Source organism: Nonomuraea sp. JJY05 (assembly GCF_043496855.1).
GTDB lineage: Bacteria > Actinomycetota > Actinomycetes > Streptosporangiales > Streptosporangiaceae > Nonomuraea.
This window is the reverse complement of the sequence record NZ_JBIEIS010000058.1, coordinates 56,198-76,533: the sequence shown is the minus strand read 5'-3', so window position 1 is coordinate 76,533 and position 20,336 is coordinate 56,198. Positions and strand designations below refer to the sequence as shown.

The 20,336-nt window shown below is 70.8% G+C and carries 20 protein-coding genes; 9 read left to right on the top strand and 11 right to left on the bottom strand.

The window, feature by feature from the left end; genetic code table 11:
- Positions 1-507 precede the first annotated feature (507 nt).
- The 5 genes from ACFKCF_RS53775 to ACFKCF_RS53755 form a co-directional block, all read right to left on the bottom strand.
- Positions 508-882: a VOC family protein gene (locus ACFKCF_RS53775; protein WP_394504193.1), complete on the bottom strand. Its 375-nt coding sequence runs from the start codon at positions 880-882 to the stop codon at positions 508-510.
- Positions 883-927: 45 nt separating this feature from the next.
- Entirely contained in the window at positions 928-3,078 is a 2,151-nt protein-coding gene (gene secA2 / locus ACFKCF_RS53770; protein WP_394504191.1) for an accessory Sec system translocase SecA2, read from the bottom strand.
- A 187-nt stretch (positions 3,079-3,265) separates the two neighbouring features.
- Complete coding sequence (locus ACFKCF_RS53765) at positions 3,266-4,129, bottom strand: DMT family transporter (protein WP_394504190.1); 864 nt, start codon at positions 4,127-4,129, stop codon at positions 3,266-3,268.
- 302 nt (positions 4,130-4,431) lie between these two features.
- On the bottom strand, positions 4,432-5,247 hold the full coding sequence (locus ACFKCF_RS53760) for an SAM-dependent methyltransferase (RefSeq protein ID WP_394504188.1): 816 nt from the start codon (positions 5,245-5,247) through the stop codon (positions 4,432-4,434).
- A 67-nt stretch (positions 5,248-5,314) separates the two neighbouring features.
- Complete coding sequence (locus tag ACFKCF_RS53755; protein ID WP_394504186.1) at positions 5,315-6,400, bottom strand: acyltransferase family protein; 1,086 nt, start codon at positions 6,398-6,400, stop codon at positions 5,315-5,317.
- A 150-nt stretch (positions 6,401-6,550) separates the two neighbouring features.
- On the opposite strand from ACFKCF_RS53755, the gene ACFKCF_RS53750 reads away from it, so the two are divergent.
- The gene (locus ACFKCF_RS53750; protein ID WP_394504184.1) at positions 6,551-6,892 is read left to right on the top strand and encodes a PRC-barrel domain containing protein; all 342 of its coding nucleotides are present in this window, start codon (positions 6,551-6,553) and stop codon (positions 6,890-6,892) included.
- A 111-nt stretch (positions 6,893-7,003) separates the two neighbouring features.
- Here ACFKCF_RS53750 and ACFKCF_RS53745 read toward each other — a convergent pair whose 3' ends face one another.
- The gene (locus ACFKCF_RS53745) at positions 7,004-7,600 is read right to left on the bottom strand and encodes a nucleotidyltransferase (protein ID WP_185067950.1); all 597 of its coding nucleotides are present in this window, start codon (positions 7,598-7,600) and stop codon (positions 7,004-7,006) included.
- 113 nt (positions 7,601-7,713) lie between these two features.
- On the opposite strand from ACFKCF_RS53745, the gene ACFKCF_RS53740 reads away from it, so the two are divergent.
- Both ACFKCF_RS53740 and ACFKCF_RS53735 read left to right on the top strand, forming a co-directional pair.
- Positions 7,714-7,863, top strand: a complete 150-nt coding sequence (locus tag ACFKCF_RS53740) for a GPGG-motif small membrane protein (protein WP_165959640.1) — start codon at positions 7,714-7,716, stop codon at positions 7,861-7,863.
- A gap of 30 nt (positions 7,864-7,893) precedes the next feature.
- A complete protein-coding gene (locus ACFKCF_RS53735; protein ID WP_394504183.1) occupies positions 7,894-9,675 on the top strand; it encodes a PP2C family protein-serine/threonine phosphatase in 1,782 nt (593 codons plus the stop codon).
- An 8-nt stretch (positions 9,676-9,683) separates the two neighbouring features.
- Here the strand turns inward: ACFKCF_RS53735 and ACFKCF_RS53730 are convergent, their stop codons facing one another.
- Genes ACFKCF_RS53730 through ACFKCF_RS53720 form a run of 3 tightly spaced genes read right to left on the bottom strand, consistent with a single transcriptional unit; the run spans position 9,684 to position 11,697 of the window.
- The gene (locus tag ACFKCF_RS53730; RefSeq protein ID WP_350728244.1) at positions 9,684-10,415 is read right to left on the bottom strand and encodes a metallophosphoesterase; all 732 of its coding nucleotides are present in this window, start codon (positions 10,413-10,415) and stop codon (positions 9,684-9,686) included.
- Entirely contained in the window at positions 10,408-10,656 is a 249-nt protein-coding gene (locus ACFKCF_RS53725; protein WP_394504181.1) for a BON domain-containing protein, read from the bottom strand. Before ACFKCF_RS53725 ends, ACFKCF_RS53730 begins: the two co-directional genes overlap by 8 nt.
- 45 nt (positions 10,657-10,701) lie before the next feature.
- Positions 10,702-11,697 (bottom strand): DNA topoisomerase IB, encoded by a 996-nt coding sequence (locus ACFKCF_RS53720; RefSeq protein ID WP_394504179.1) that lies wholly within the window; start codon positions 11,695-11,697, stop codon positions 10,702-10,704.
- 72 nt (positions 11,698-11,769) lie between these two features.
- Here ACFKCF_RS53720 and ACFKCF_RS53715 point away from each other — a divergent pair, with 72 nt between their 5' ends.
- The 3 genes from ACFKCF_RS53715 to ACFKCF_RS53705 all read left to right on the top strand — a co-directional run bounded on the left by ACFKCF_RS53715 (position 11,770) and on the right by ACFKCF_RS53705 (position 14,952).
- Positions 11,770-12,027 carry a hypothetical protein gene (locus tag ACFKCF_RS53715; protein WP_394504177.1) on the top strand — a complete coding sequence of 86 codons (258 nt, stop codon included), beginning with the start codon at positions 11,770-11,772 and terminating at the stop codon, positions 12,025-12,027.
- Positions 12,028-12,034: 7 nt separating this feature from the next.
- Positions 12,035-13,042: an SDR family oxidoreductase gene (locus ACFKCF_RS53710; protein ID WP_394504176.1), complete on the top strand. Its 1,008-nt coding sequence runs from the start codon at positions 12,035-12,037 to the stop codon at positions 13,040-13,042.
- A gap of 83 nt (positions 13,043-13,125) precedes the next feature.
- Positions 13,126-14,952 (top strand): transketolase, encoded by a 1,827-nt coding sequence (locus ACFKCF_RS53705; RefSeq protein WP_394504174.1) that lies wholly within the window; start codon positions 13,126-13,128, stop codon positions 14,950-14,952.
- Positions 14,953-15,040: 88 nt separating this feature from the next.
- Here ACFKCF_RS53705 and ACFKCF_RS53700 read toward each other — a convergent pair whose 3' ends face one another.
- Both ACFKCF_RS53700 and ACFKCF_RS53695 read right to left on the bottom strand, forming a co-directional pair.
- A complete protein-coding gene (locus ACFKCF_RS53700) occupies positions 15,041-15,520 on the bottom strand; it encodes a ChaB family protein (RefSeq protein ID WP_394504172.1) in 480 nt (159 codons plus the stop codon).
- A gap of 13 nt (positions 15,521-15,533) precedes the next feature.
- Positions 15,534-15,815, bottom strand: coding sequence for a hypothetical protein (locus ACFKCF_RS53695; RefSeq protein WP_192787484.1), 282 nt, complete (start codon positions 15,813-15,815; stop codon positions 15,534-15,536).
- 38 nt (positions 15,816-15,853) lie between these two features.
- On the opposite strand from ACFKCF_RS53695, the gene ACFKCF_RS53690 reads away from it, so the two are divergent.
- The 3 genes from ACFKCF_RS53690 to ACFKCF_RS53680 all read left to right on the top strand — a co-directional run bounded on the left by ACFKCF_RS53690 (position 15,854) and on the right by ACFKCF_RS53680 (position 20,335).
- Positions 15,854-16,363 carry a shikimate kinase gene (locus ACFKCF_RS53690; RefSeq protein ID WP_394504171.1) on the top strand — a complete coding sequence of 170 codons (510 nt, stop codon included), beginning with the start codon at positions 15,854-15,856 and terminating at the stop codon, positions 16,361-16,363.
- Between the two features lie 12 nt (positions 16,364-16,375).
- Positions 16,376-16,930 carry a GNAT family N-acetyltransferase gene (locus tag ACFKCF_RS53685; RefSeq protein ID WP_394504169.1) on the top strand — a complete coding sequence of 185 codons (555 nt, stop codon included), beginning with the start codon at positions 16,376-16,378 and terminating at the stop codon, positions 16,928-16,930.
- A 96-nt stretch (positions 16,931-17,026) separates the two neighbouring features.
- Positions 17,027-20,335 carry a protein kinase gene (locus tag ACFKCF_RS53680; protein WP_394504195.1) on the top strand — a complete coding sequence of 1,103 codons (3,309 nt, stop codon included), beginning with the start codon at positions 17,027-17,029 and terminating at the stop codon, positions 20,333-20,335.
- Position 20,336 lies beyond the last annotated feature (1 nt).

The following is a 20,336-nucleotide window of genomic DNA, read 5'->3' as shown; positions in this document are numbered from 1 at the left end:
GGCGGCGGCGCGGTGGCGGCGGCGCGGTGGCGGCGGCGCGGTGGCGGCGGCGCGGTGGCGGCGGCGCGGTGGCGGCGGCGCGGTGGTACGGCTTGAGGAGCGAAAGGTGGCGAGGAGGAGAGGCGGCCGTGCCGGGGCGAGCGTCACGGCTGACGGGCCGGCGTGTTCAAAGGGCCGTCACGCCAAATAGACCGCCGTGTCCAGAGGACCGTTGCGCTCGGCAGGCCGCCATACTCAGGGGGTCATGCACGGGCAGGGTGCCATGCTCAGAGCGCCGTCATACCCAGGCAGGGCCGCCCATGCCAAGAGCGCTGTCGGTCCCCGGCAGAGCCGCCATGCTTGAAGGGCCGGTAATACCCAAGCAGGCCGCCATGCTCGGAGCGCCGTCATACCCCAGCCAGGGCCGCCTTGTCGGAGGGTCCGTCGTGCCTGGCAGGGGCCAGGCACGACGGGGCGTATGGCCGGGCAGGTTGTTGCCGGGCTGATCGGGTCGGGGGTCGGAAGGGGTCAGGAGCGGTCGGGGCAGACGCAGAAGAGGTGGCCGGCGGGGTCCTGGAGGACGATCCAGCCGACGCCGTCCTCCGTGATCCCCGGCTGGAACTCGGGCTTCGTCGCCCCCAACGCGACATACTCCTCCGCCGCCTTCTCCACGTCCGGCACCCGGAAGTCCAGGTGGAACTGCTTGTCGGAGCTCGGCCAGGTCACCGGCTTGCGGTCGGGGATCCGGCCGAAGTAGATGCTGGTGGTCCCGTTCCCCACGGCCGCGTACTCGTCCTCCGCGTACTGGATCTCCCACCCCGTGATCTCGTGGTAGAACTCGGCCAGCTTCTTGGGCTCCGCGCAGTCGAGGGTAACGGCCAGGAGCTTTGCTTTCGTCGTCATGAGTACAGGGTTCCAGCCGTACCTGTCATCTTCTGTCAGGTACGGCTAGCCGCGCCGAGTGGCGGCCGTCACGCGCTTGAGGATGCGGTCCCACTCTGTGCCGAACGGGTTGTCCTGCACCAGGTACGTCCAGGTGGCCGTCGGCCGCTTCAGGTCCGGCTCGGGCTCCTCGAAGGACTCCAGCGAGCGCCGCTCCACCTCCGCCAGCAGCGACTTGTACTCGGCCACCGCCTCCCGGTGGAACTCGTCGATCGGGCTCATCCGGCCCAGCGCCCGCAGGTGGATGCCCTCGCGCAGGTCCGTCAGGAACGCCAGGTGCTCGGTCCAGCAGCGGTCGATCGCGTGCAGGACGATCTGGCGGGCTGTCTCGTCCCTGGTGTCCTCCGGGAGGGTCTCCCAGCGTTCGGGATCGGCCGTGGACAGGGCCTTGGAGGCGGAGTCGCCGTGCAGGACCTTGTCGCGCCACTCCAGGATGAGCTCGCGCTGGTGCTCCAGGAGGCGGGTGTAACGCCACGTGTTGCGGTGGATCTCCAGGTTGACGCCCTCGGCGACGCGCTGGGCGTGGCCGACGAGGTACGCACCGCGCCGGTGGCGGACGATGCCGTCGGGGTCGGCGGCGGGCGGGCGCTCGTCGGGGACGAACTGGGTGATCAGGTCGTCCTGCGTGCTGACGAAGAAGACAGAGCCGCCGGGATCGCCCTGGCGGCCGGCGCGGCCGCGCAGCTGGTCGTCGAGGCGGCTGCTGGCGTGGCGGCCCGAGCCGATCACGTACAGGCCGCCCAGCTCGGCGACGCCGTCCCCGAGGCGGATGTCGGTGCCGCGCCCGGCCATCTGGGTGGAGACGGTGATGGCGTCGCGCTCCCCCGCCTTGGCGATGATCGCGGCCTCTTCCGCGTCGTTCTTGGCGTTGAGGACGACCGGCTCCATGCCACGGCGCTGGAGGAGCTTGGCGAGGTTCTCCGATTCGGCGACGTCGAGCGTGCCGATGAGGATCGGCCGGCCGGTGGCGTGGATCTCCTGGATCTCCTCGACCAGCGCGGCGTCCTTGTCGGGGACGGTCGGGTAGATGCGGTCGGGTTCGTCCTCGCGCACGCAGGGGCGGTTGGGCGGGATGACGGCGACCTTGAGGCCGTAGAACTCGCCGAGCTGCTCGCTGACCGCCACCGCCGTGCCCGTCATGCCGCAGATCTCCGGGTAGCGGCGGATCAGGCCCTGAACGGTGATCGAGTCGAGGATCTCGCCCTTCTCGCTCGGCGGCAGCGCCTCCTTGGCCTCCACGGCCGCCTGCAGGCCGTCGGGCCAGCGCTGGAGCAGCGCCACCCGGCCGCGCGAGGGGTTGATCAGCTGGACCTTGCCGTCGCGCACGATGTAGTCGACGTCGCGGGCGAGCAGCGCGTGGGCGTGCAGGGCCAGGTTGAGCTCGATGAGCGCGCCGGGCTCGTGCTCGTCGTAGAGCTCGACGCCGAGGAGGTTCTCGACGCTGTCGGCGCCCTTGGGGGTGAGGTAGACGTTGCGGGCCTGCTCGTCGATCTCGTAGTGGTAGCCGCGTACGAGCTGCCTGACCAGCGCCGCCATCTCCGGCACCGCGTTGCCCGGGTCGGTGGACCCGGCCATCACGAGCGGCACGCGAGCCTCGTCGACCAGCACGGAGTCGGCCTCGTCGATCAGGGCGACCTCGGGCGCGGGCACGATGATCTCGTCGGCGGCCGTGCGGAGCCGGTCGCGCAGCACGTCGAACCCGATCTCGCTGACGGGCCCGTACGTGACGTCCTTGGCGTACGCCTCGCGCCGCTCCTCCGGCGTGGAGTTCTGGCCGATCCAGCCCACGGTGACGCCGAGCGCCTCGTAGAACGGCCCCATCCACTCGGCGTCACGCCTGGCCAGATAGTCGTTCACCGAGATCACGTGGACATGCTTGCCCTGCAGCGCGTAGCCCGCCGCCGCCATGGCGCCCGACAGCGTCTTGCCCTCGCCGGTGGCCATCTCGGCGACCTTCCCGTCGAGGAGGGCCAATGTGCCGAGCAACTGCACGTCGTACGGCCGCAGGCCCAGCGTCCTGTCGGCGGCCTCGCGTGCGATGGCGCAGAACTCGGCCAGATCGTCCATCTTCGGCTCGGGCAGCTCGTCGAGCTTGCGCAACCGCTCGGCGCGACCTTCCGCCGCCTTGACAATCTTCTGATAAGAGGTCAGGGGCACCCCTCCTGGACGATCCAGGAGATTCCTGATAATTCCCTTTATCGAGGCCACAGTTCCTCCAACGCACGCTTCGCCGACACCGTTCCCTCTTACAAGGGAGGGGAGCGGAGCGACGTTACGGCAAGCGCCGCCGTACCGGACATTAGCTCATCCGGGACGCTGCACCGCCACATCGCTCATGTCCGAGTCACCCGGATTCAGCCCGTACGGCGAGAACTGTGACAGCGGCCAGCAACAGCACGCACCCCGACCAGGCAAGAGGTGTGAGCCGCTCCCCGAACAGCACCACGCCGAGCAGCGCCGCACCCACGGCCTCGCCGAGCGAGATGATCGACACCGTGGTGGCGCGCAGCGCGGTCAGGGCGCGGAAGAACAGGCCGTACGCGAGCGCGGTCGGCACCGCGCCCAGGTAGAGCAGCAGCGCCACGGACGACAGGCTCACGTTCGGCACGACCCCTTCCACCAGCGCGAACGGCGCCAGGCACACCGCCCCGACCACGAACCCGCCGATCGCCACGCCCTGCGCGTCGTCGTCCCCGTGCCTGCGGGAGAGGATCGTGACTCCGGCGTACCCGGCGGCCGAGAGCAGGGCAAGGCCGATGCCCGCGATGGAGGACGCGCGGGACTGCAGCGCGGTCTCCCCGGTGAGGAGGACGAGCCCGATCAGGGCGGTGGCGAGGGCGGTGAGCGCGACGCGGCCGAGTGGCTCGCGGAGGAGGAAGCGGCTGCCCAGCGCGGTGAAGACGGGGGTGGCGCCCATCGTCACCACGGTCGCGATGGCCACGCCGGAGTGGGCGATCGCGGCGAAGTACGCGGTCTGGTAGACGGCCATTCCGGCGCCGATGAGCAGGATCCGACTGTTGATCACGACAGGGCGGCGGGCCAGGACGAGGAGGAAGGCGGCGCCGAGGAGGTAGCGCCAGAGGGAGACGCCGACGGCGCCGAGGCCGCCGGACTCGAAGAGCAGCGAACCGGCGGCGCCGCCCGTGCCCCAGGCGGTCGCGGCCACGGACACGTAAAGGGCGCCCCGCCGGGTGGAGACATGGGTCATGACAGGAGTGCTCCGAATGGAGTGGTTGGAATGGGCCCGGTGTGCGGGCAGCAACCACCCCCGGATCGGTCAGACCCGGAATCTCAGGGAGTGCCGCCCGCTAGAGGGCGGGCGGCGGGGAGCAGATCAGACGTCGGTGCACTCGCTCACCCTAGCGTGGCGCGCGAACCGCCGTACTTCGGCCGGTGTCCCTTTGGCAGGACGCCGTGCCAGGCGGGCGGGGCGGACGGAGGGCCGGACGGGCGGGGGGGGTGGACGAAGGCCGGCGGTGGGGAGGGTGGAGGACGGGGGCGGGCCGGGGGCTAGGGTTTGCGGGCTACGCCGCCCAGGAGGAGTTGTTCCCAGGTGGCCAGCGGACCGGGGAGGCGCTCGTCCGGATGCCACTCGGGGAAGTGCACCACCCCGGGCTCCACCAGCACCAGCCCGTCGAAGTACGCGGCGATGGAGTCCCGGTCGCGGAAGTGCCCGGTGCCCATGGTGACGTGGAGCATGGCCTCCAGCGCCTGGGTCTTGGGGTTGGCCGAGGCCATCATGTTGGAGGCGGCCAGGTAACTGCCCTTCGGCAGCGCGGACATGTAGCGCCGGACCAGCCCGTGCGGGTCGTCCTGGTCCGGCAGCAGGTGCAGCAGGCCGATGATCAGGATCGCCGTGGGCTGGGCCGGGTCGATCAGGCGGCGCAGCGAGGGGTGGGCGAGGACGGCGTCCACGTCGCGGACGTCGGCGGTGATGGCGTCGGCGTACGGGTTGCCGTTCAGGATGGCGCGGGCGTGCGGCTCGACCATGGGGTCGTTGTCGACGTACACCACCCTGGCCCTGGGGTCGGCGAACTGGGCCACCTCGTGCGTGTTCTCCACCGTGGGCAGCCCGGCGCCCAGGTCGATGATCTGCCTGATCCCGGCCTCGCGGATGAGGAAGTCCACGACTCTGCCGATGAAGGCGCGGTTGCACCAGACGAGGTCCACCACCTCGGGCACCGTGTCCTTCAGCTTGCGGGCCACCGAACGGTCGGCGGCGTAGTTCTCCATGCCGCCGAGCAGCGCGTCGTGTACGCGGGCCACGCTGGGCCGCGTCGGGTCGACCCCAGGAGGAGCCCACTCGTACTCTCCGCTGAGACTCAACCCCGCCCCCTTTGCCTGCTTTGACCGGGATCGTAGTCGCACTTGGCGGCTTAACGGGAAGAACACGTCAGATTGTCGGACGCCCCGCGACGAGCACACCCAGTGACGGAGCGACCGGCCGGCCGGACAGCAGGCGCTTGAACGCGGGCGCGAGCGGCCGCTCCACGAACCTGTGCACCAGGTACGCCGCCCCGCACATGACCACGACGAGCGCGACCAGCAGCACGTACTTGTTCACCGCGTCCCCCACCCGGTTGAACAGGATGAACCCGATGTGCGCGTGCAGCAGGTAGAGCGGGTACGTGAGCGCGCCGGCCGTCACCAGCCACGGCCTGCCCAGCAGGCGGGTGGCCCGCAACGCCACGAGCGTCATGACGAGGAAGACGAGCACGACCACGCAGGTGATCACCGTGTGTGAGTACGACACCGCGTACCGCGAGCCGACGGCGTCGGCGTACCCGATGGCCCGGTAAACCGCGTTGCCCAGGCAGACCGGCACCAGCAAGGCGATCTGGAGGTTCAGCCCGAACTTGTAGAGCATGAACAGGGCCATCCCCGCGATGAAGTAGTGGGAGAACTCCGACTGCACGATCAGGTCGGCGAACCCGGGCAGCAGCCCCGTCTCCACCGCGAACGTCAGCCCCAGCCAGCCCCACAGCCCCGCCATGACCCGGCCGCGCGTCATGCCGATCCAGGTGAGGGCCAGGATGAGGAAGTAGAACCGCATCTCGGCCCAGAGCGTCCAGTAGACGACGTCCACGTTCGCGACGTCCGGCGCCGCCTGGAACATCGTCAGGTTCGCCAGCACCTGCGACAGCGTCACCTGGAACAGTCCCTGCCCCAGCGTCACGGTGACCACGGCCGTGACCGCGATGCCCACCCAGTACGCGGGATAGAGCCGCACGGCCCGTGACGCCAGGAACGAGCGCGGGCTCCTGCCCCACGCGCTCATCAGCACCACGAATCCGCTGATCAGGAAGAACAGGTCCACGCCCAGGTAGCCGTACTTGGACCAGGAGCTCTCGGCGGCGAAGGCCACCGGGCTCGTGCCGCCGGCCCAGCCGGAGAACGTGTAGTGGAAGAGCACGACGCAGAGCGCCGCCAGCAGCCGGAGGCCGTCGATCTCGTACAGCCGGTCTGAGCTGGTTCGCATGGGTTCCACCCCCTCCTGTCATGGAGAGGGTGCGCCCGGCCGCTTGCCGCTCGCCTGCATGCAAGCGCTTTGCAAGACGTTTACGCGGCCGTCCCCGGGTAGCAGAAGACGTGCCCGAACAAGACGGAAGAAGAGAGGGAGAGAGCCCACATGGAGCTCTGGAACTATCGAGCTGACGTCTACGACCGCGGCCAACCCCTGGATCTCGTTGGCTACCACGTCCAGGCGACCGATGGGAAGATCGGGTCCGTCGACGAGGCGACGTACGAGGTCGGCGAGAGCTACATCATCGTCGACACCGGTCCTTGGATCTTCGGTAAGAAGGTCATGCTCCCGGCACAGGTCGTCACGAGCATCGACCCTCAGGAGCGCAACGTGTACGTGGCGCGCACCAAGGCCGAGATCAAGGACGCGCCCGAGTTCGACGAGGGCACGTTCAAGGAACCCGAGTACCGGACGCGGCTAGGCGACTACTACGGCCGGTTCGCGTAACCTCCGTGCCGCAACAGAAGGGCCACGCCCCCGGGGGGCGCGGCCCTTCGCGCGTGTCCTTTCGCCGCGTATCACGGCCGCCAGCCGCGTATCACGGCTGCTCGCCGCGGATCACGGCCACTTCGGGTCGCCCTTCGGCTCGATCGGGCCCTTCAGCACGTCCAGCCGCTCCAGGAGCGTGATGAACGTCATCGCGTACGGCGAGTCCTGCAGCACGGCGGCCACGCGCGGCCAGTCGACCTGCTCGCGCAGCGCGCGCACCTGGGCCAGCAGCGCCCCGTAGTCGCAGGCGTGCTCAGACAGCGGCAGCAGCCACGAGATGACCAGGTCGGTGGCCTCCAGCACGGGCACGATCACGGCGGACGCCTTCAGCGGCTCGGCCCGGTCCAGCAGCTCGTCGGTGATCGGCTGGTCGGACACCCGGAAGATCAGGTCCACCAGCCGTCCCTCGTCGTACGCCTTGACCAGCCAGTCCTCCGGCGGCTTGGCCGTCTGGAAGCCGATCCCGCGCAGCGCCTCCAGCGCGGTCGGCACGTCGTGCTCCGTCAGCATGAAGTCGACGTCGTGCAGTGAGGGTGCGGCGCCTCTCGCATACGCTGCGCATCCGCCGGCCAGCGCGAATTTCACTCCGGCGTCCTTCAGCCCTGTGCTGGCACGCTTGAGCGTGTCGAGAATGGCGTCGGTGACAGCGTGGCCGTGGCTCGTCATGTTTTCGGGCTACCCAAACGATCGTCAACTAGGCGTTGGACGGCGGGGTCTCTTGCCCATTGATTAAGGAAAAAACATGTTACGCGAACCCCCCTCAGGGCAGAGGCAGACCCATGGCTACTTTGCTTTGGATCATCGCGGTAATACTCGTCATCTCCGGGATCTACGTGATCCTGGCCAGGCGCGACCTCCTCTGGGGGATCGTGCTCATCGTCCTCGGATTCCTGGTCGGACCTGGCGGAGTCAGCATCTTCAACGTGTAAGTTCCGCGCTCCCGAGGGCATGGGGAGCGTGTGAACAAATATCCGCCGTTCCGCCGCTTCGAAACCGGCGCGGCCTCGGCGAGAGTACGTGAACAACTGGCGCGGCTGCGACACCACCGGCGCTCCGAAGCCATACTCGACGAAGCCACTGCCCGGCTGGCGACCGAGCTCAACATCCGCCCAGGGGAGGCCGCCGAGCAGCTCGCCAGAATGGCGCATCACAGCGGCCTCGACCTGATCGACGTCGCCAAGGGCATCGAGCGTCCGCCCGAGGAACCGGCGCAGGCGCTCGAAGTGCCCGCCTGGGTACGCGGGATGCTGGAGGCCGTCCACGCCTCGGCCCTTTACCTCACCCCCGTCAAAGACTCGCTGGGCCGCGTGGTCGACTTCCGCATCCTGGCGGCCAACCGGCACGCCAGGACCGTGTCCGGGCGCCCCGCCGGCGAGCTGGCCGGGTGCCGCCTCATGGCGGTCACTCCGGGCGTGGCCAGCTCGGGGCTGCTCGACGACTACATCGCCGTGTACGAGACCGGCGGGACGGTGCACCGCGAGCCGCTCGAATACGTCGAGGTGCTGGACTACCTGCTCTGGCCCGCCACGCTGAGCGTGCGCGCGTCCCGCGTGGACGACGGGCTGCTGGTGAGCTGGCGGACGCTTGACGACGAGGAGCTGCTGGTCTCCGGCTGGGAACGCGCCCAGCGCCTGGCCGAGCTGGGCTGGGGCGAGTGGAACCTGGCCACCGAGCGCACGCTCTGGACCCCCGCGATGTACGAGATGTTCGGCCGCGACCGCGACGACGGGCCCATGGCCCTCGAAGAGTTGCCCGGCATCGTCGTGCCCGAGGACCTGCCGATCGTCGAGGACATGATGCACTCCCTGCTGGAGTTCAGGGAGGCGGTGGAGACCGAGTTCAGGATCCAGCACCGGCACGGGGTCCGGCATCTCAGCGTGTTCAGCGAGCCGATCCTCGACACCGACGGCCTGCCGGTCAAGGTGCGCTGCCTGGCCCAGGACGTGACCAAGAACCGCCGCAGGGAGCGGGCCCTGGCCGTGGCGCACGAGCAGGCCCACTGGCAGCGCCAACGGGCGGAAGAAGAGCACCGGATCACCGTCCAGCTGCAGAACACGATCATGCCGATGCGCCGCGGCCTCATCCATCTGCCCGGCCTGACCGTCGGCGTCCGCTACCTGCCCGGCGAGGAGCTCGCCCGGCTCGGCGGCGACTGGTTCAAGGCCGGCCTCATCCCCGACGGCCGGGTGCTGCTGGCGATCGGCGACGCCATGGGCCACGGGCTGACCGCGGCCAGCATCATGCTGCAGATGCGCTCGGGCCTGGGCGGGCTGGCCTACACGGGGGCGGACGCGGGCCGGCTCACCACCTGGCTGAACGACCTCATCGTGCACGCGAACGAGGCCGTCACGGTCACGGGCACGACGATCGTCGGCCACTTCGACCCGAAGGAGCGCACCTACGCCTGGACGAACGCCGGGCACCCCGCCCCGGTGCTGCTCAGGAACGGCAGGGCCGCGCTGGTGGAGGGGTCCTCGGGGACGATGCTGGGGGCGTTCGACGCCACCGAGTACGGCCTGACCACCACGCGGCTGGAACCCGGCGACGTGCTCCTGCTCTACACCGACGGGATCGTCGAGCGGCGCGGGCAGGACCTGGAGGCCGGCATGGACGCGCTGGTCCAGGCCGCGCACCTGTGCGCCGGAGACGATCCCGAGGAGCTGATCAGCTGTCTGCTCAAGCGGCTGGGCGGGGAGAACGCCGAGGACGACATCTGCCTCCTGGCGGCGAAGGTCCTGTAGAAACCCGATCAGAACCCGGTCTCGCAGTCGAGGCAGTAGACGGCGTAGGCCCGGCCCAGCACCGGCAGCGCCACGTTACGGACCCTGATGCCGCCCGGCGTCATGCCCTTCTCGCTGCCCTTGTGCGCGTGGCCGTGCAGGATCAGGTCGGCGCCCGCCGTGTCGACCGCCTCCGCCAGCAGGTAGCTGCCCAGGAAGGGGTAGATCTCGTGCGGCTCCCCCTCCAGCGTCTCCTTGATCGGGGAGTAGTGCGACAGCACCACCCGCTTCTCGGCCACGATCTCCTTCAGCGCGACCTTCCAGGACTCGGCGATGTAGCGGGTGTGGGCGACGAAGTTCTTGATCTCCCGCTCGCCGAACTCGCTGGCGCACTTGCCCGCGAACCCGCCGCCGAACCCCTTCCCGCCGACCACGCCCAGCTTCCTGTCGCCGCACTGGACGACGGCGCCGTCGTCGTCGAGGACGACGACGCCCGCGTCGCGCAGCTCGCCGGCGATCTCGTACTGCAGGTCGGAGTGGTAGTCATGGTTGCCGAGCACCGCCACGACGGGGATCGGCAGGCTGCGCAGCTCGTCGGCCACCACCCGCCCCTCCTCCAGGGTGCCGTGCCTGGTCAGGTCCCCGGCCAGCATGAGCACGTCCGCGCGTTCCTCGATGCCCACCAGTCTCTTGCGGTACTGGCCTCTGTCGTCCTCCCCCAGGTGGATGTCTCCGACGGCCGCGATACGCAGGTCAGTCAAGACGCTCATCCTCCCCCGGCTCACTGGCCTCCACGACCTTGATCTCGTTGTGCAGGTGAAGCTCGGGCGCGGCCTCGTGCGCCACCTGGCCGAGCCGCTCGCGCTGTCCTGTCCCGCTGACCTCACCGCGCAGGAACAGCTGATCGCCTCGTATGTCGACGCGGATTCCGAGCTCGTGCGTGCGTCCGTCCTCGGCCAGCGCCTGCTGGACGCGGGCCGCGACGTACTGCGGAGCTTCCATCGCTCGCCTCCTTCTTCTGTCGCCGCATGCCCCGGGATTAACACCTCAAACGGCACGGATAAGGTCAATAACCGCCTGTTCCACCGGGCCCACCGTGGCCAGTTGCCCGAAATCGGCGTCCGCACCCAGCTCGGTCAGCGCGGCCGCGATGGTCCTGTCCTGGTCGTACGCCTCGACCACCCGCGGATCCACGTACGACGCCCTGGCCACCGTGGGCGTGTTGCCCAGATATTCGGCGACCTCCCGCATGACCCGGGCCACCGCGCGTTTCTTCTGGCCGGCGGGCTTGGAGACCGCCAGGCCCACGGCGGCCAGGACGGTGGCGTGCCAGGTCCGGAAGTCCTTGGCGGTGACCTCGTACCCGATGGTCTCGCGCAGGTAGTCGTTGATGTCATCGCTCCTGATGTAGCCCCAGCCGCCCGCGCGCCGCCGGTAGCGCAGCAGCTCGCCCTCCACGCCGAGCGCCTTGAGCGCCCTGAGCACCTTGCAGACTCCGGGATCGGCCACCTCCACCTCGCGGGCGATGTCCCCCTTGGCCTGGTAGGAGCAGGTGATCAGGCCGTTCGAGCAGGTGAGGTGGTCCATCCTGAGCGTGGCCAGCCCGAAGGTGTCGTAGTTCTCGCCGCCGATGCGGAAGAAGCCGACGTCGAGCAGGCGGGCCGCGGCGGCCAGCACCCGCTGCCTGGTCAGGCCGCGGCCGTCGAGCTGGATGTCCACGGCCTTCCTGAACTCGGGCAGCCGCTCGGCCACCTCCAGCACGCGGTCGAACTTGGCCTGGTTCTGCTGCTCGCGCCACAGGTCGTGGTAGCGGTACTGCCTGCGCCCGGCCGCGTCCGTGCCCACGGCCTGCAGGTGGCCGTGGGGGGACGTGCAGATCCACACGTCGGTCCAGGCCGGGGGAATGGCCAGCGCCTTGATGCGGGCCAGCGTGGCCTGGTCGCGCACCGCAAGCCCGTCAGGCCCCTGATAGCTGAACCCACGCCCGCGACGCCTCCGTACGATCCCCGGCTCGCTCTGATCACTGGGACGCAGCTTGGGCACGCACGGCGGCTACCCCTGACGTTAAGGGCCAAACAGAACGGGCAGGTGGGCGGCATGTCTGATAACAGGGACATGCCTGACAACGGAAAGTGGCACGAGGAGCGGGACACCAAGGGGCATCCCATGGTGCCCGCGACGCCCCGCGACGTGGCGCACATCAGGATCGGGTCGTTCTTGCTGGTGTTCATGTTCGCGTTCGCGGTGCTCGGGATCATCGTCGGGGCGCCCGTCATGACGGGAATCGCGCTCGTGGTGGGCCTGATCACGGTGGTCGACATCGCACTGGCCGTGCGACGCCAGAAGCTGCGACAGGACGGAGAGGCGGGCTGATCACGAAATGACACCACTTGAAGGGCGCGTAGTGGTGGTGACGGGTGCCAGTGGCGGGGTCGGGCGCGCGGTCGTCCGGCAGCTCGGGCACCAAGGCGCGAAGGTGGCGCTCATCGCCCGGGGCACGACCGGGCTGGGCGCCGCCGCCGTGGACGTGGGCGTGGAAGGAGGCACCGGCCAGGTATACGAGGCCGACATGGCCGACTACGACCAGGTGCGGAGGGCGGCCGAGCGCATAGAGGCGGAGATGGGGCCCATTTCCGTCTGGATCAACACCGCCTTCTCCTCCGTCTTCGCCAGATTCACCGACATCTCCCCCGATGAGTACGCCCGCACCACCGCGGTGACGTACCTGGGCTACGTCTGGGGCACGAAGGTGGCCCTGGACCTCATGCGCCCGCGCAACGCGGGGGTGATCGTCCAGACCGGCTCGGCGCTGTCGCAGCGCGGCATCCCGCTGCAGTCGGCGTACTGCGGCGCCAAGCACGCGGTCAAGGGGTTCACGGAGTCGGTCCGCACCGAGCTGCTGGCCGACCGCAGCGGCATCGACATCACGCTGGTGCAACTGCCCGCGCTCAACACCCCTCAGTTCGACTGGGTGCTGTCCAAGCTGCGGCGCCACCCGCAGCCGGTCCCCCCGATCTACCAGCCGGAGGTGGCCGCCAGGGCCATCGTGTACGCGGCCGAGCACCCCGAGCGCAAGGAGTACTGGGTCGGCGCCAGCACGGTCGCCACCCTCCTGGCCCAGCGGGTGGCACCGGCGCTGGTGGACCGCTACCTGGCCAGGACCGGCGCCCGGTCCCAGCAGACGGACGAGAAGCCGGCCGGCGGCGTCGCCAACCTGTGGGAGCCGGCGGACGAGGACGTGGACTACGGCGCCCACGGCTCGTTCGACGCGCGCTCCCACGCCCACAGCCCCCAGCTCTGGCTGTCGCAGCGCCGTGGCCCGGTCCTCCTCGCGCTGGCCGGAGGCGCGGCCGCCGTCTGGGCCGCACTGCGCCTGCGCGGGCGATGAGCCGGCCCCCGTCCCCCTGACCGATCTGACTTAAGCGGGCCTGGCGGGGTAGGCGGCGGGAAACCGCTTCCGAGGAGGTCATGATGCCTGAGCGCGATCTTCAGTACCTGACCGAGCTGGCCGCGCAACTTCGGGTCGACTCCGTGCGGGCGGCCGCGGAGGCCGGGTCCGGCCATCCGACCTCGTCGATGTCGGCGGCCGATCTGATGGCCGTGCTCTTCGCGTGTCACCTGCACTACGACTTCGAGAACCCGGACAACCCCGCCAACGACCACTTGATCTTCTCGAAGGGACACGCGTCCCCCCTGCTCTATGCGCTCTTCAAGGCGGCGGGGGTCGTCGACGACAAGGAGCTCCTGACCTTCCGCCGTCGGGGCAGCCGGTTGGAGGGGCATCCGACGCCGCGGCTGCCCTGGGTGGACGTGGCCACCGGCTCCCTCGGGCAGGGCTTGCCGGTCGGGGTCGGGGTGGCCATGGCCGGGCGGCTGGAGCGGATGCCGTACCGGGTGTGGGTGCTCTGCGGGGACAGCGAGCTCGCCGAGGGATCCATCTGGGAGGCGGCCGAGCACGCGGGCTGCGAGGGCCTGGCCAACCTGACCGCGATCGTGGACGTGAACCGCCTCGGCCAGCGCGGGCCCACCCGGCACGGATGGGACACGGGGGCCTACGCGCGCAGGTTCGGGGCGTTCGGGTGGCACACGATCGAGATCGACGGGCACGATCCCGGGCAGATCGACTACGCGCTCAGCGACGCCCGCAACACCCGCCGCCGGCCGACCGTGATCCTGGCCAAGACGCGCAAGGGCGAGGGGGCCCTGGAGGTCGAGAACCGCGAAGGGGCCCACGGCAAGCCGCTCAAGGAGCCGGACAAGGCCGTCGAGGAGCTGGGCGGCCGGCGGGACCTTCGGGTCGAGGTGCACAAACCCGAGGCGCCGGCGGCGCCGTACCGGTTCGAGACCAGGCCGATGAACCTGCCCGCGTACAAGGTGGGTGACAAGGCGGCCACGCGGACGGCGTTCGGGGAGGCGCTGGCGGCGCTCGGCGCGGCGCGCGGGGACGTCGTCGCGCTGGACGGCGAGGTGGCGGACTCGACGAAAACGGAGGCGTTCGGGAAGGAGTTCCCCGAGCGGTTCTTCGAGATGTACATCGCCGAGCAGCAGCTCGTGGCCGCCGCCGTCGGCCTGCAGGTGCGCGGGTGGAAGCCGTACGCGGCCACGTTCGCGGCGTTCCTGACCAGGGCGTACGACTTCATCAGGATGGCCGGTGTGAGCAGGGCGTCGATCCGGCTCGTGGGGTCGCACGCGGGGGTGGCGATCGGCGAGGACGGGCCGTCCCAGATGGGCCTGGAGGACCTGGCGATGCTGCGGGCCGTTCACGGCAGCACCGTGCTCTACCCGTGCGACGCCAACCAGACGGCGGCGCTGACCGCCGAGCTGGCGGACGTCGAAGGCGTCTCCTACCTGCGCACCACGCGCGGCGAGACGCCCGTCATCTACCCGCCGGAAGAGCGGTTCCCCGTGGGCGGGTCGCGGGTGCTGCGGCACTCGCCCAACGACCGGGCCACGGTCGTGGCCGCGGGCGTGACCGTGCACGAGGCGCTGGCCGCGGCCGACGAGCTGCGGGAGGCCGGGATCCCGGTGGGGGTGATCGACCTGTACTCGGTCAAGCCGATCGACACGGCCGTGCTGGTCGAGGCGGCCACCACCACGGGCAACCTGATCACGGTGGAGGACCACCGGCTGGAGGGCGGGCTCGGCGACGCGGTGATGGACGCGGTCAGCGAGCTGGGGCCGCGGGTGGTGAAGCTGGCCGTGACGGGCCTGCCCGGATCCGCGACTCCCGAGGAGCAACTGGCCGACGCCGGCATCGACCGCCACGCGATCGCCGAGGCGGTCAAGCGGCTCCTGTGACGGTTGGGCCGGACATGAGTGAGGGCCGATGGGCACCATGCCCCCGGCCCTCCCTCTTGGCGCGGACCCGTGACCGGGACGCCTCCCGTCAGCGGGTCCGAGCCTTCGCCGTCAGTTTCCTGTTCGCCTTCTTGATGGCGTTCACCAGCTCCTGCTTGGTCATCTTGGACCGGCCTCGCACGTCCAGCCTGGCGGCCAGCTTCTGCAGGTGCTCCTTGGTGGCGTTGGCGTTGACGCCCTCGGCCGTCTTGGCGGCCGTCTGGGTGGTTCGCGTCATCGCGGCCTTGGCGGTCCGGGTCACCGCGGCCTTCCCGGCCCGGGCCATCTCGGTGGCCTTCCCCGGCCGGGTCATCGCCGCCCTCTCGTCGGAAGGCCCCTTCTTCGGCTTCGGCTCCCAGTGGTCGCCTACCTTCTCGAAAGAGTGCTTCAGCGCGGCGAACGCCGTCATGTGGGCGCGCCGACCCTCGCCGTACTCCTTGACGGCGTTGTCGTGCGCCTTGATCCACGTGTTCTGTGCCTTCTTCGGCGAACGTTTGATGGTCGACGGCAGCTCTTCAACAGCTGGCATGTCGATTCACCTCCTACAGCGGTGGTTCGTCGTAGCGGCGGCGCTCCTCGTACACGGTGGTCCTGCGGGCTTCAGGCTCCTCGTAGACCTCATGACGGTGAACCGGCTCGTCGATGGGTCCGACCGCCCTGCGGGTGACGCTGATCCTGTAGATGCCGAACAGCAGACCGACGAGGCCGCCGAGCATGAGGATGACCCCCACTACGTTGATGTCGAGACCGGCGAGGTCGAACTCGACGGCCCAGGTGAGGATCGCGCCGAGCATGATGAGGATGATGCTTCCGGCGATGGTCATCAGATTTACCTCCTTGACACGAAGGAACCTCTATCCACATGTCGAAAAACAAACCAGTCGTACTGGTCGGGCTTATGGGCTCAGGTAAGTCGAGCGCCGGCCGGTTGATCGCGGAGGCGCTCGGCCTGCCGTTCAGCGACAGCGATCCGTTCCTCATGGAGCGCTACGGCGGCACCGCCGCGCAGATCGCCGAGCGCGAGGGCGCGGACGCCCTGCACCGCTACGAGGCCGACCACGTGCTGCACCAGTTGGCCGGCGAGCCGGAGGTCATCGCGGCGGCGGCCAGCACGGTCGAGTTCCCCGAGGTGCGCGAGGCGCTGGCCAAGGCGTTCGTGGTCTGGGTGGACGCCTCCGACGAGGTGCTGGCGCGGCGGATGAAGTCGAGCAGCCACCGCCCCGACTTCGGCCCCGCCGCCATGCGGGCCCGCCGCGAGCCGTTCTTCCGGGAGGTGGCGGACCTGAGATGCGACGTCGGCGAGCTGACCCCCGAGCAGGTACGGGACGCCACGCTGCGGGAAATGGGTTTGCCCGAGGGCGATCGGCACTGATAGCCAAAGGGGATGTTCGCCGAGAAGCCCACCCTGACGGGTGACCGCGTGACCCTGTGCCCGGTCGGCCCCGAGCATGTCGACGGCCTCTTCGAGCTGGTCTCCGACCCCGAGGTGGGCCGCCTGACGGGCTCGCACGGCGAGATCGACCGCGAAGCCGCCCGGCAGTGGTACGCCACCAGGAAGGACCACGCCGACCGGCTCGACCTGGCGATCACGGCCGCCGGCGAATACGTCGGCGAGATCGTGCTCAACGAGCTCGACCCGCACAACCTCGCCTGCAACCTCCGCATAGCGCTCATCGGCGAGCGCGCCTTCGGCAAGGGTTACGGCACCGAGGCCATCGAGCTGGTCCTCGACCACGCCTTCGCCACGACGCCGCTGCACCGCATCCGGCTGGGCGTCTACGCCTTCAACGAACGGGCGCGGCACGTGTACAAGAAGGTCGGCTTCGTCGAGGAGGGCGTCGAACGCGACGCCCTCCTGTGGGACGGCGAGTGGCACGACGCGGTGCTCATGTCGGTGCTCCGGCACGAATGGCCGGCAAGATCTGGAAGCCTGGCATAATGATCATGACGCATGGGTCCCCCGAGGCGCGCGGGGGACCTGTGGCGTCTTTGGGACAACCATTGGGCAGTGGCGTGCATCTAAGCATCAGTGACGATGCGCTTGGTGCCCGGTGACCCCGAGAGGCTTGGCGGCTTTTGGCTGGCGGCCAGACTCGGCGCGGGCGGGCGCGGCGTGGTTTACGACGCCTACGACGACGAGGGGCGCCGCTTCGCGGTGACGGTGCCGCGTGGCGAGGTCGGTCGCCGGTTCGAACGGGTCACCTGCCCCCATCTGGCGGAGGTGGTCGCCGTCGGCGACGACGAGGGCGTGCCGTACGTGGTGAGCGAATACGTGGACGGGCCTGACCTGCGGCGCGCGGTCCTGTTGCACGGCCCCTACGCGGGCGACGAGCTGGTCGCGCTGGCCGGGGCGCTGGCGTCGGCGCTGAGCGCGCTGCACGAGGCGGGTCTGACGCACCGGGGGCTCAATCCGGAGAGCGTGCTGCTGGCCGCCGACGGGCCCAAGGTGATCGAGCTGGGGGTGCCGGCCGGCGGCACGTACACGTACACGGCTCCCGAGGTGCTGACCGGGCGGGACTCGGGGGCGGCGGCCGACGTGTTCGCGTGGGGCGCCGTGGTGCTGTTCGCGGCCACCGGGGACGACCCGTTCAGCGGGACGAGCCTGGGCGGGGTCATGCACCGGCTGCTGACCGTCGACCCCGACCTCGGCGTGCTGCCGGAGCCGCTGCGCGAGCCGGTCGGGCGTGCCCTGGCCAAGGATCCCTCCGACCGGCCCGCCGCGCGGGAGCTGCGTGTCGAGAGCCCGGCAGCCGTGCGGCCGCCCGAGGGGCACGCGGGGCCGCGCTCGCTGGGCGAGGTGGCCGAGGAGGTGTACCTCGCGCTGACGCCGCGGCAGCAGGTGGAGGTGCCGGGGCTGCTGCTGCGCCTGCTCGACGGCGACAGCCCGCACGACGAGGGCGACGTGCTCGGCCCGCTCATGGAGGCGGGTCTCCTGGTACGGCGCAGCGTGCGCGTGGCGCCGACCGAGACGCCCGTGGGCAAGCTCGTCGCGGTCAGCGACCAGCGGGTGGCCCCCGCCAGCGCCGCCCTCTACCAGGCCTGGCCCCGGCTGCGCGCCTGGGTCGAGGACGAGCGCGAGAGCATGCACGTGCACCGGGAGATCCGCGACGCCGCCAGGAACTGGTCCGAGCACCGGCGCGGCAGGAGCCACCTCTTCCGCGGCCAGGCGCTCGACACGGCGCTCGCCTGGGCCGCGACCAAGCGCCGCCATCTGCGCCTCAACCAGCTCGAACGCGACTTCGTCAACGACAGCGTGGCCCTGTCCAAGCAGCGCAGGAGGCTGCTCGCACCCGCGCTGGCGGCGCTGGCCGCCGTGCTGGCCATCGCCGTGACGCTGGCCGTGGTGTCCGTGCACGGGCAGAACCAGCTGCGCGGGCAGCTCGTCGAGGCCAACGCGCGGGCCGTGGCCGCCAGGGCGGAGGCCCTGCGGTCGTCCGATCCGCGTACGGCGATGCGGCTGAGCGTGGCGGCCTGGAAGCTGTCACCGGTGTTCGAGGCGCGGGCGGCCTTGCAGGCCTCGCTGGTGCAGCCGGAGCTGGGGGTGTTCACCGACCCCGCCGCCGACCTGCGGGCGCGCTACCTGCTGCGCGGCGACCAACTGGTCAAATGGGGCACCGGTACGGTCGCCGTCTGGGACCTGGCCGACGGGCGGCGGCTCGCCTCGTACCCGCTGCCGCCGGGGAGCGTGCTGAGCGACGACGGGCGGTTCGTGGAGGGAGCCGACGGCCGGCCGTTCGAGGTGGCCACGGGGCGCGCGCCCTTAGAGCCGGTCACCTACGCCATCGGCCAGGGCAACAGGACCAGGGTCTACCGGGGCGGGCGGCTGCTGTTCGACGTCGCCGACCGCCAGGTGGCGCTGTCCGCCGACGGGACCAGGGCCGCCTTCTCCAGCCTGAGCGGGCGGGTCGAGCTGTGGGAGCTGGAAGGGCGGACCAGGACCGGCACCGTCTCGGTCCAGCCGCCCACCGGGGCGGACGCGGCGGCGCCCGCCCTGGCGTTCAGCCCCGACGGGGCGACGCTGGCCGTGGCCGGGCGCGACGGGATCACGCTCGTGCCGGCCACGTCCCCGAGCCCCGTCTCCCCCAAGCGGGCGACCACGCCGAACCCCGCCGCGTCCGGAACGCCCGAGATGTTCCGGGCGGACGGGCGCACCGCCCAAGAGGCGGCGCGCGGCGTCGAGGTGGTCGGCGCCGACTCCCTCGGGCACACCTCGGCCGACCCGCCCGCCTTCAGTCCCGACGGGCGCCTGCTCGCCCTGCCCGGCGACGGCGAGGTCCGGGTCTGGAACGTCGCCGAACGCCGCCTCGCGGGCGCCTACCCTCTCAGGAACCCCGAGCGCGGTCTGGCCTTCTCCGCCGACGGACAGTCGCTGCGCTACCTGAGCGGCACCGGCTCCGTCGTCTCGCTCGACGTCTCGGGGCTGCCCGTGCCGTCCGAGGACGGCCCCTCCGCCGCCTTCTCCGGCAACGGGCGGGTCGCCGCCAAGGAGGTCGGCGACTCCATCGAGCTGACCGACACCGTGGAGCGCAAGCCGCTCGGCCGCATCGCCGCCGCCGGTGACCTGGCCTTCGACGCCGACGGCCGGCTGCTCGCCGTCGCGGGCGACCCGGTGACCGTGTGGGAGGTGACCAGCAGCCGGCGGGTCGCCGCCATCGACGCGGGCGGCGACGTGCTCGCCGTGGCCCTCTCCCCCGCCGGCGACACGCTGGCCACCGCGCGGGGCAGGACCTTGGAGACGTGGGACGTGGGCAAGGGGCGGCGCATCAAGGCGTACGAGGGCGCGGGCGACCTGGCGATGGCCTTCAGCCCCGACGGCTCGACGCTGGCCGCCGGCGCCAAGCTCCTCGACCTGCGCACCGGCGCGGTCACCCCCCTGGACCTCGACCGGTCCGCCGACGCCGGGGAGGACCCACCCGCGCCGACCGCGCTCGCCTTCTCCCCCGACGGGCGCACGCTGGCGTTCGGGCTGGAGGGCGGGCACGTGCTCCTCTGGGACCTGCGCAAGGGGAAGCCGCGGGGCACCATCCAGACGGGCACGGCCCCGGTGGACGAGCTCCGCTTCTCCCCCGGCGGCGACCTGCTGGCCATCGACGCCGCCCACACCTCGCTCTGGGACGCGAGCACGATGCGGGAGGTCGGCCAGGCGGGCTCGTGGGCCGCCGGACCGGCCTTCACCCAGGACGGCAAGCGGCTGCGCGGTGTCGGGCTGGACGGCACCGTACGCGAGAGCCCGGTCGATCCCGCGCTGGCGGCACAGGAGGTGTGCACCAAGGCGGGCGGGGCGCTGAGCAGGGCGGAGTGGACCCGGCTGATCCCGGAGAGCGGATACCAGAAGATCTGCTGAC

Bases quoted from the DNA above. Each gene is read 5' to 3' on its own strand.
- ACFKCF_RS53775 (WP_394504193.1), bottom strand. From the start codon at position 882: ATGACGACGAAAGCAAAGCTCCTGGCCGTTACCCTCGACTGCGCGGAG.
- ACFKCF_RS53765 (WP_394504190.1), bottom strand. From the start codon at position 4,129: ATGACCCATGTCTCCACCCGGCGGGGCGCCCTTTACGTGTCCGTGGCC.
- ACFKCF_RS53755 (WP_394504186.1), bottom strand. From the start codon at position 6,400: ATGCGAACCAGCTCAGACCGGCTGTACGAGATCGACGGCCTCCGGCTG.
- ACFKCF_RS53750 (WP_394504184.1), top strand. From the start codon at position 6,551: ATGGAGCTCTGGAACTATCGAGCTGACGTCTACGACCGCGGCCAACCC.
- ACFKCF_RS53745 (WP_185067950.1), bottom strand. From the start codon at position 7,600: ATGACGAGCCACGGCCACGCTGTCACCGACGCCATTCTCGACACGCTC.
- ACFKCF_RS53740 (WP_165959640.1), top strand. From the start codon at position 7,714: ATGGCTACTTTGCTTTGGATCATCGCGGTAATACTCGTCATCTCCGGG.
- ACFKCF_RS53725 (WP_394504181.1), bottom strand. From the start codon at position 10,656: ATGGAAGCTCCGCAGTACGTCGCGGCCCGCGTCCAGCAGGCGCTGGCC.
- ACFKCF_RS53715 (WP_394504177.1), top strand. From the start codon at position 11,770: ATGCCTGACAACGGAAAGTGGCACGAGGAGCGGGACACCAAGGGGCAT.
- ACFKCF_RS53710 (WP_394504176.1), top strand. From the start codon at position 12,035: ATGACACCACTTGAAGGGCGCGTAGTGGTGGTGACGGGTGCCAGTGGC.
- ACFKCF_RS53705 (WP_394504174.1), top strand. From the start codon at position 13,126: ATGCCTGAGCGCGATCTTCAGTACCTGACCGAGCTGGCCGCGCAACTT.
- ACFKCF_RS53700 (WP_394504172.1), bottom strand. From the start codon at position 15,520: ATGCCAGCTGTTGAAGAGCTGCCGTCGACCATCAAACGTTCGCCGAAG.
- ACFKCF_RS53695 (WP_192787484.1), bottom strand. From the start codon at position 15,815: ATGACCATCGCCGGAAGCATCATCCTCATCATGCTCGGCGCGATCCTC.
- ACFKCF_RS53690 (WP_394504171.1), top strand. From the start codon at position 15,854: ATGTCGAAAAACAAACCAGTCGTACTGGTCGGGCTTATGGGCTCAGGT.
- ACFKCF_RS53685 (WP_394504169.1), top strand. From the start codon at position 16,376: ATGTTCGCCGAGAAGCCCACCCTGACGGGTGACCGCGTGACCCTGTGC.
- ACFKCF_RS53680 (WP_394504195.1), top strand. From the start codon at position 17,027: ATGCGCTTGGTGCCCGGTGACCCCGAGAGGCTTGGCGGCTTTTGGCTG.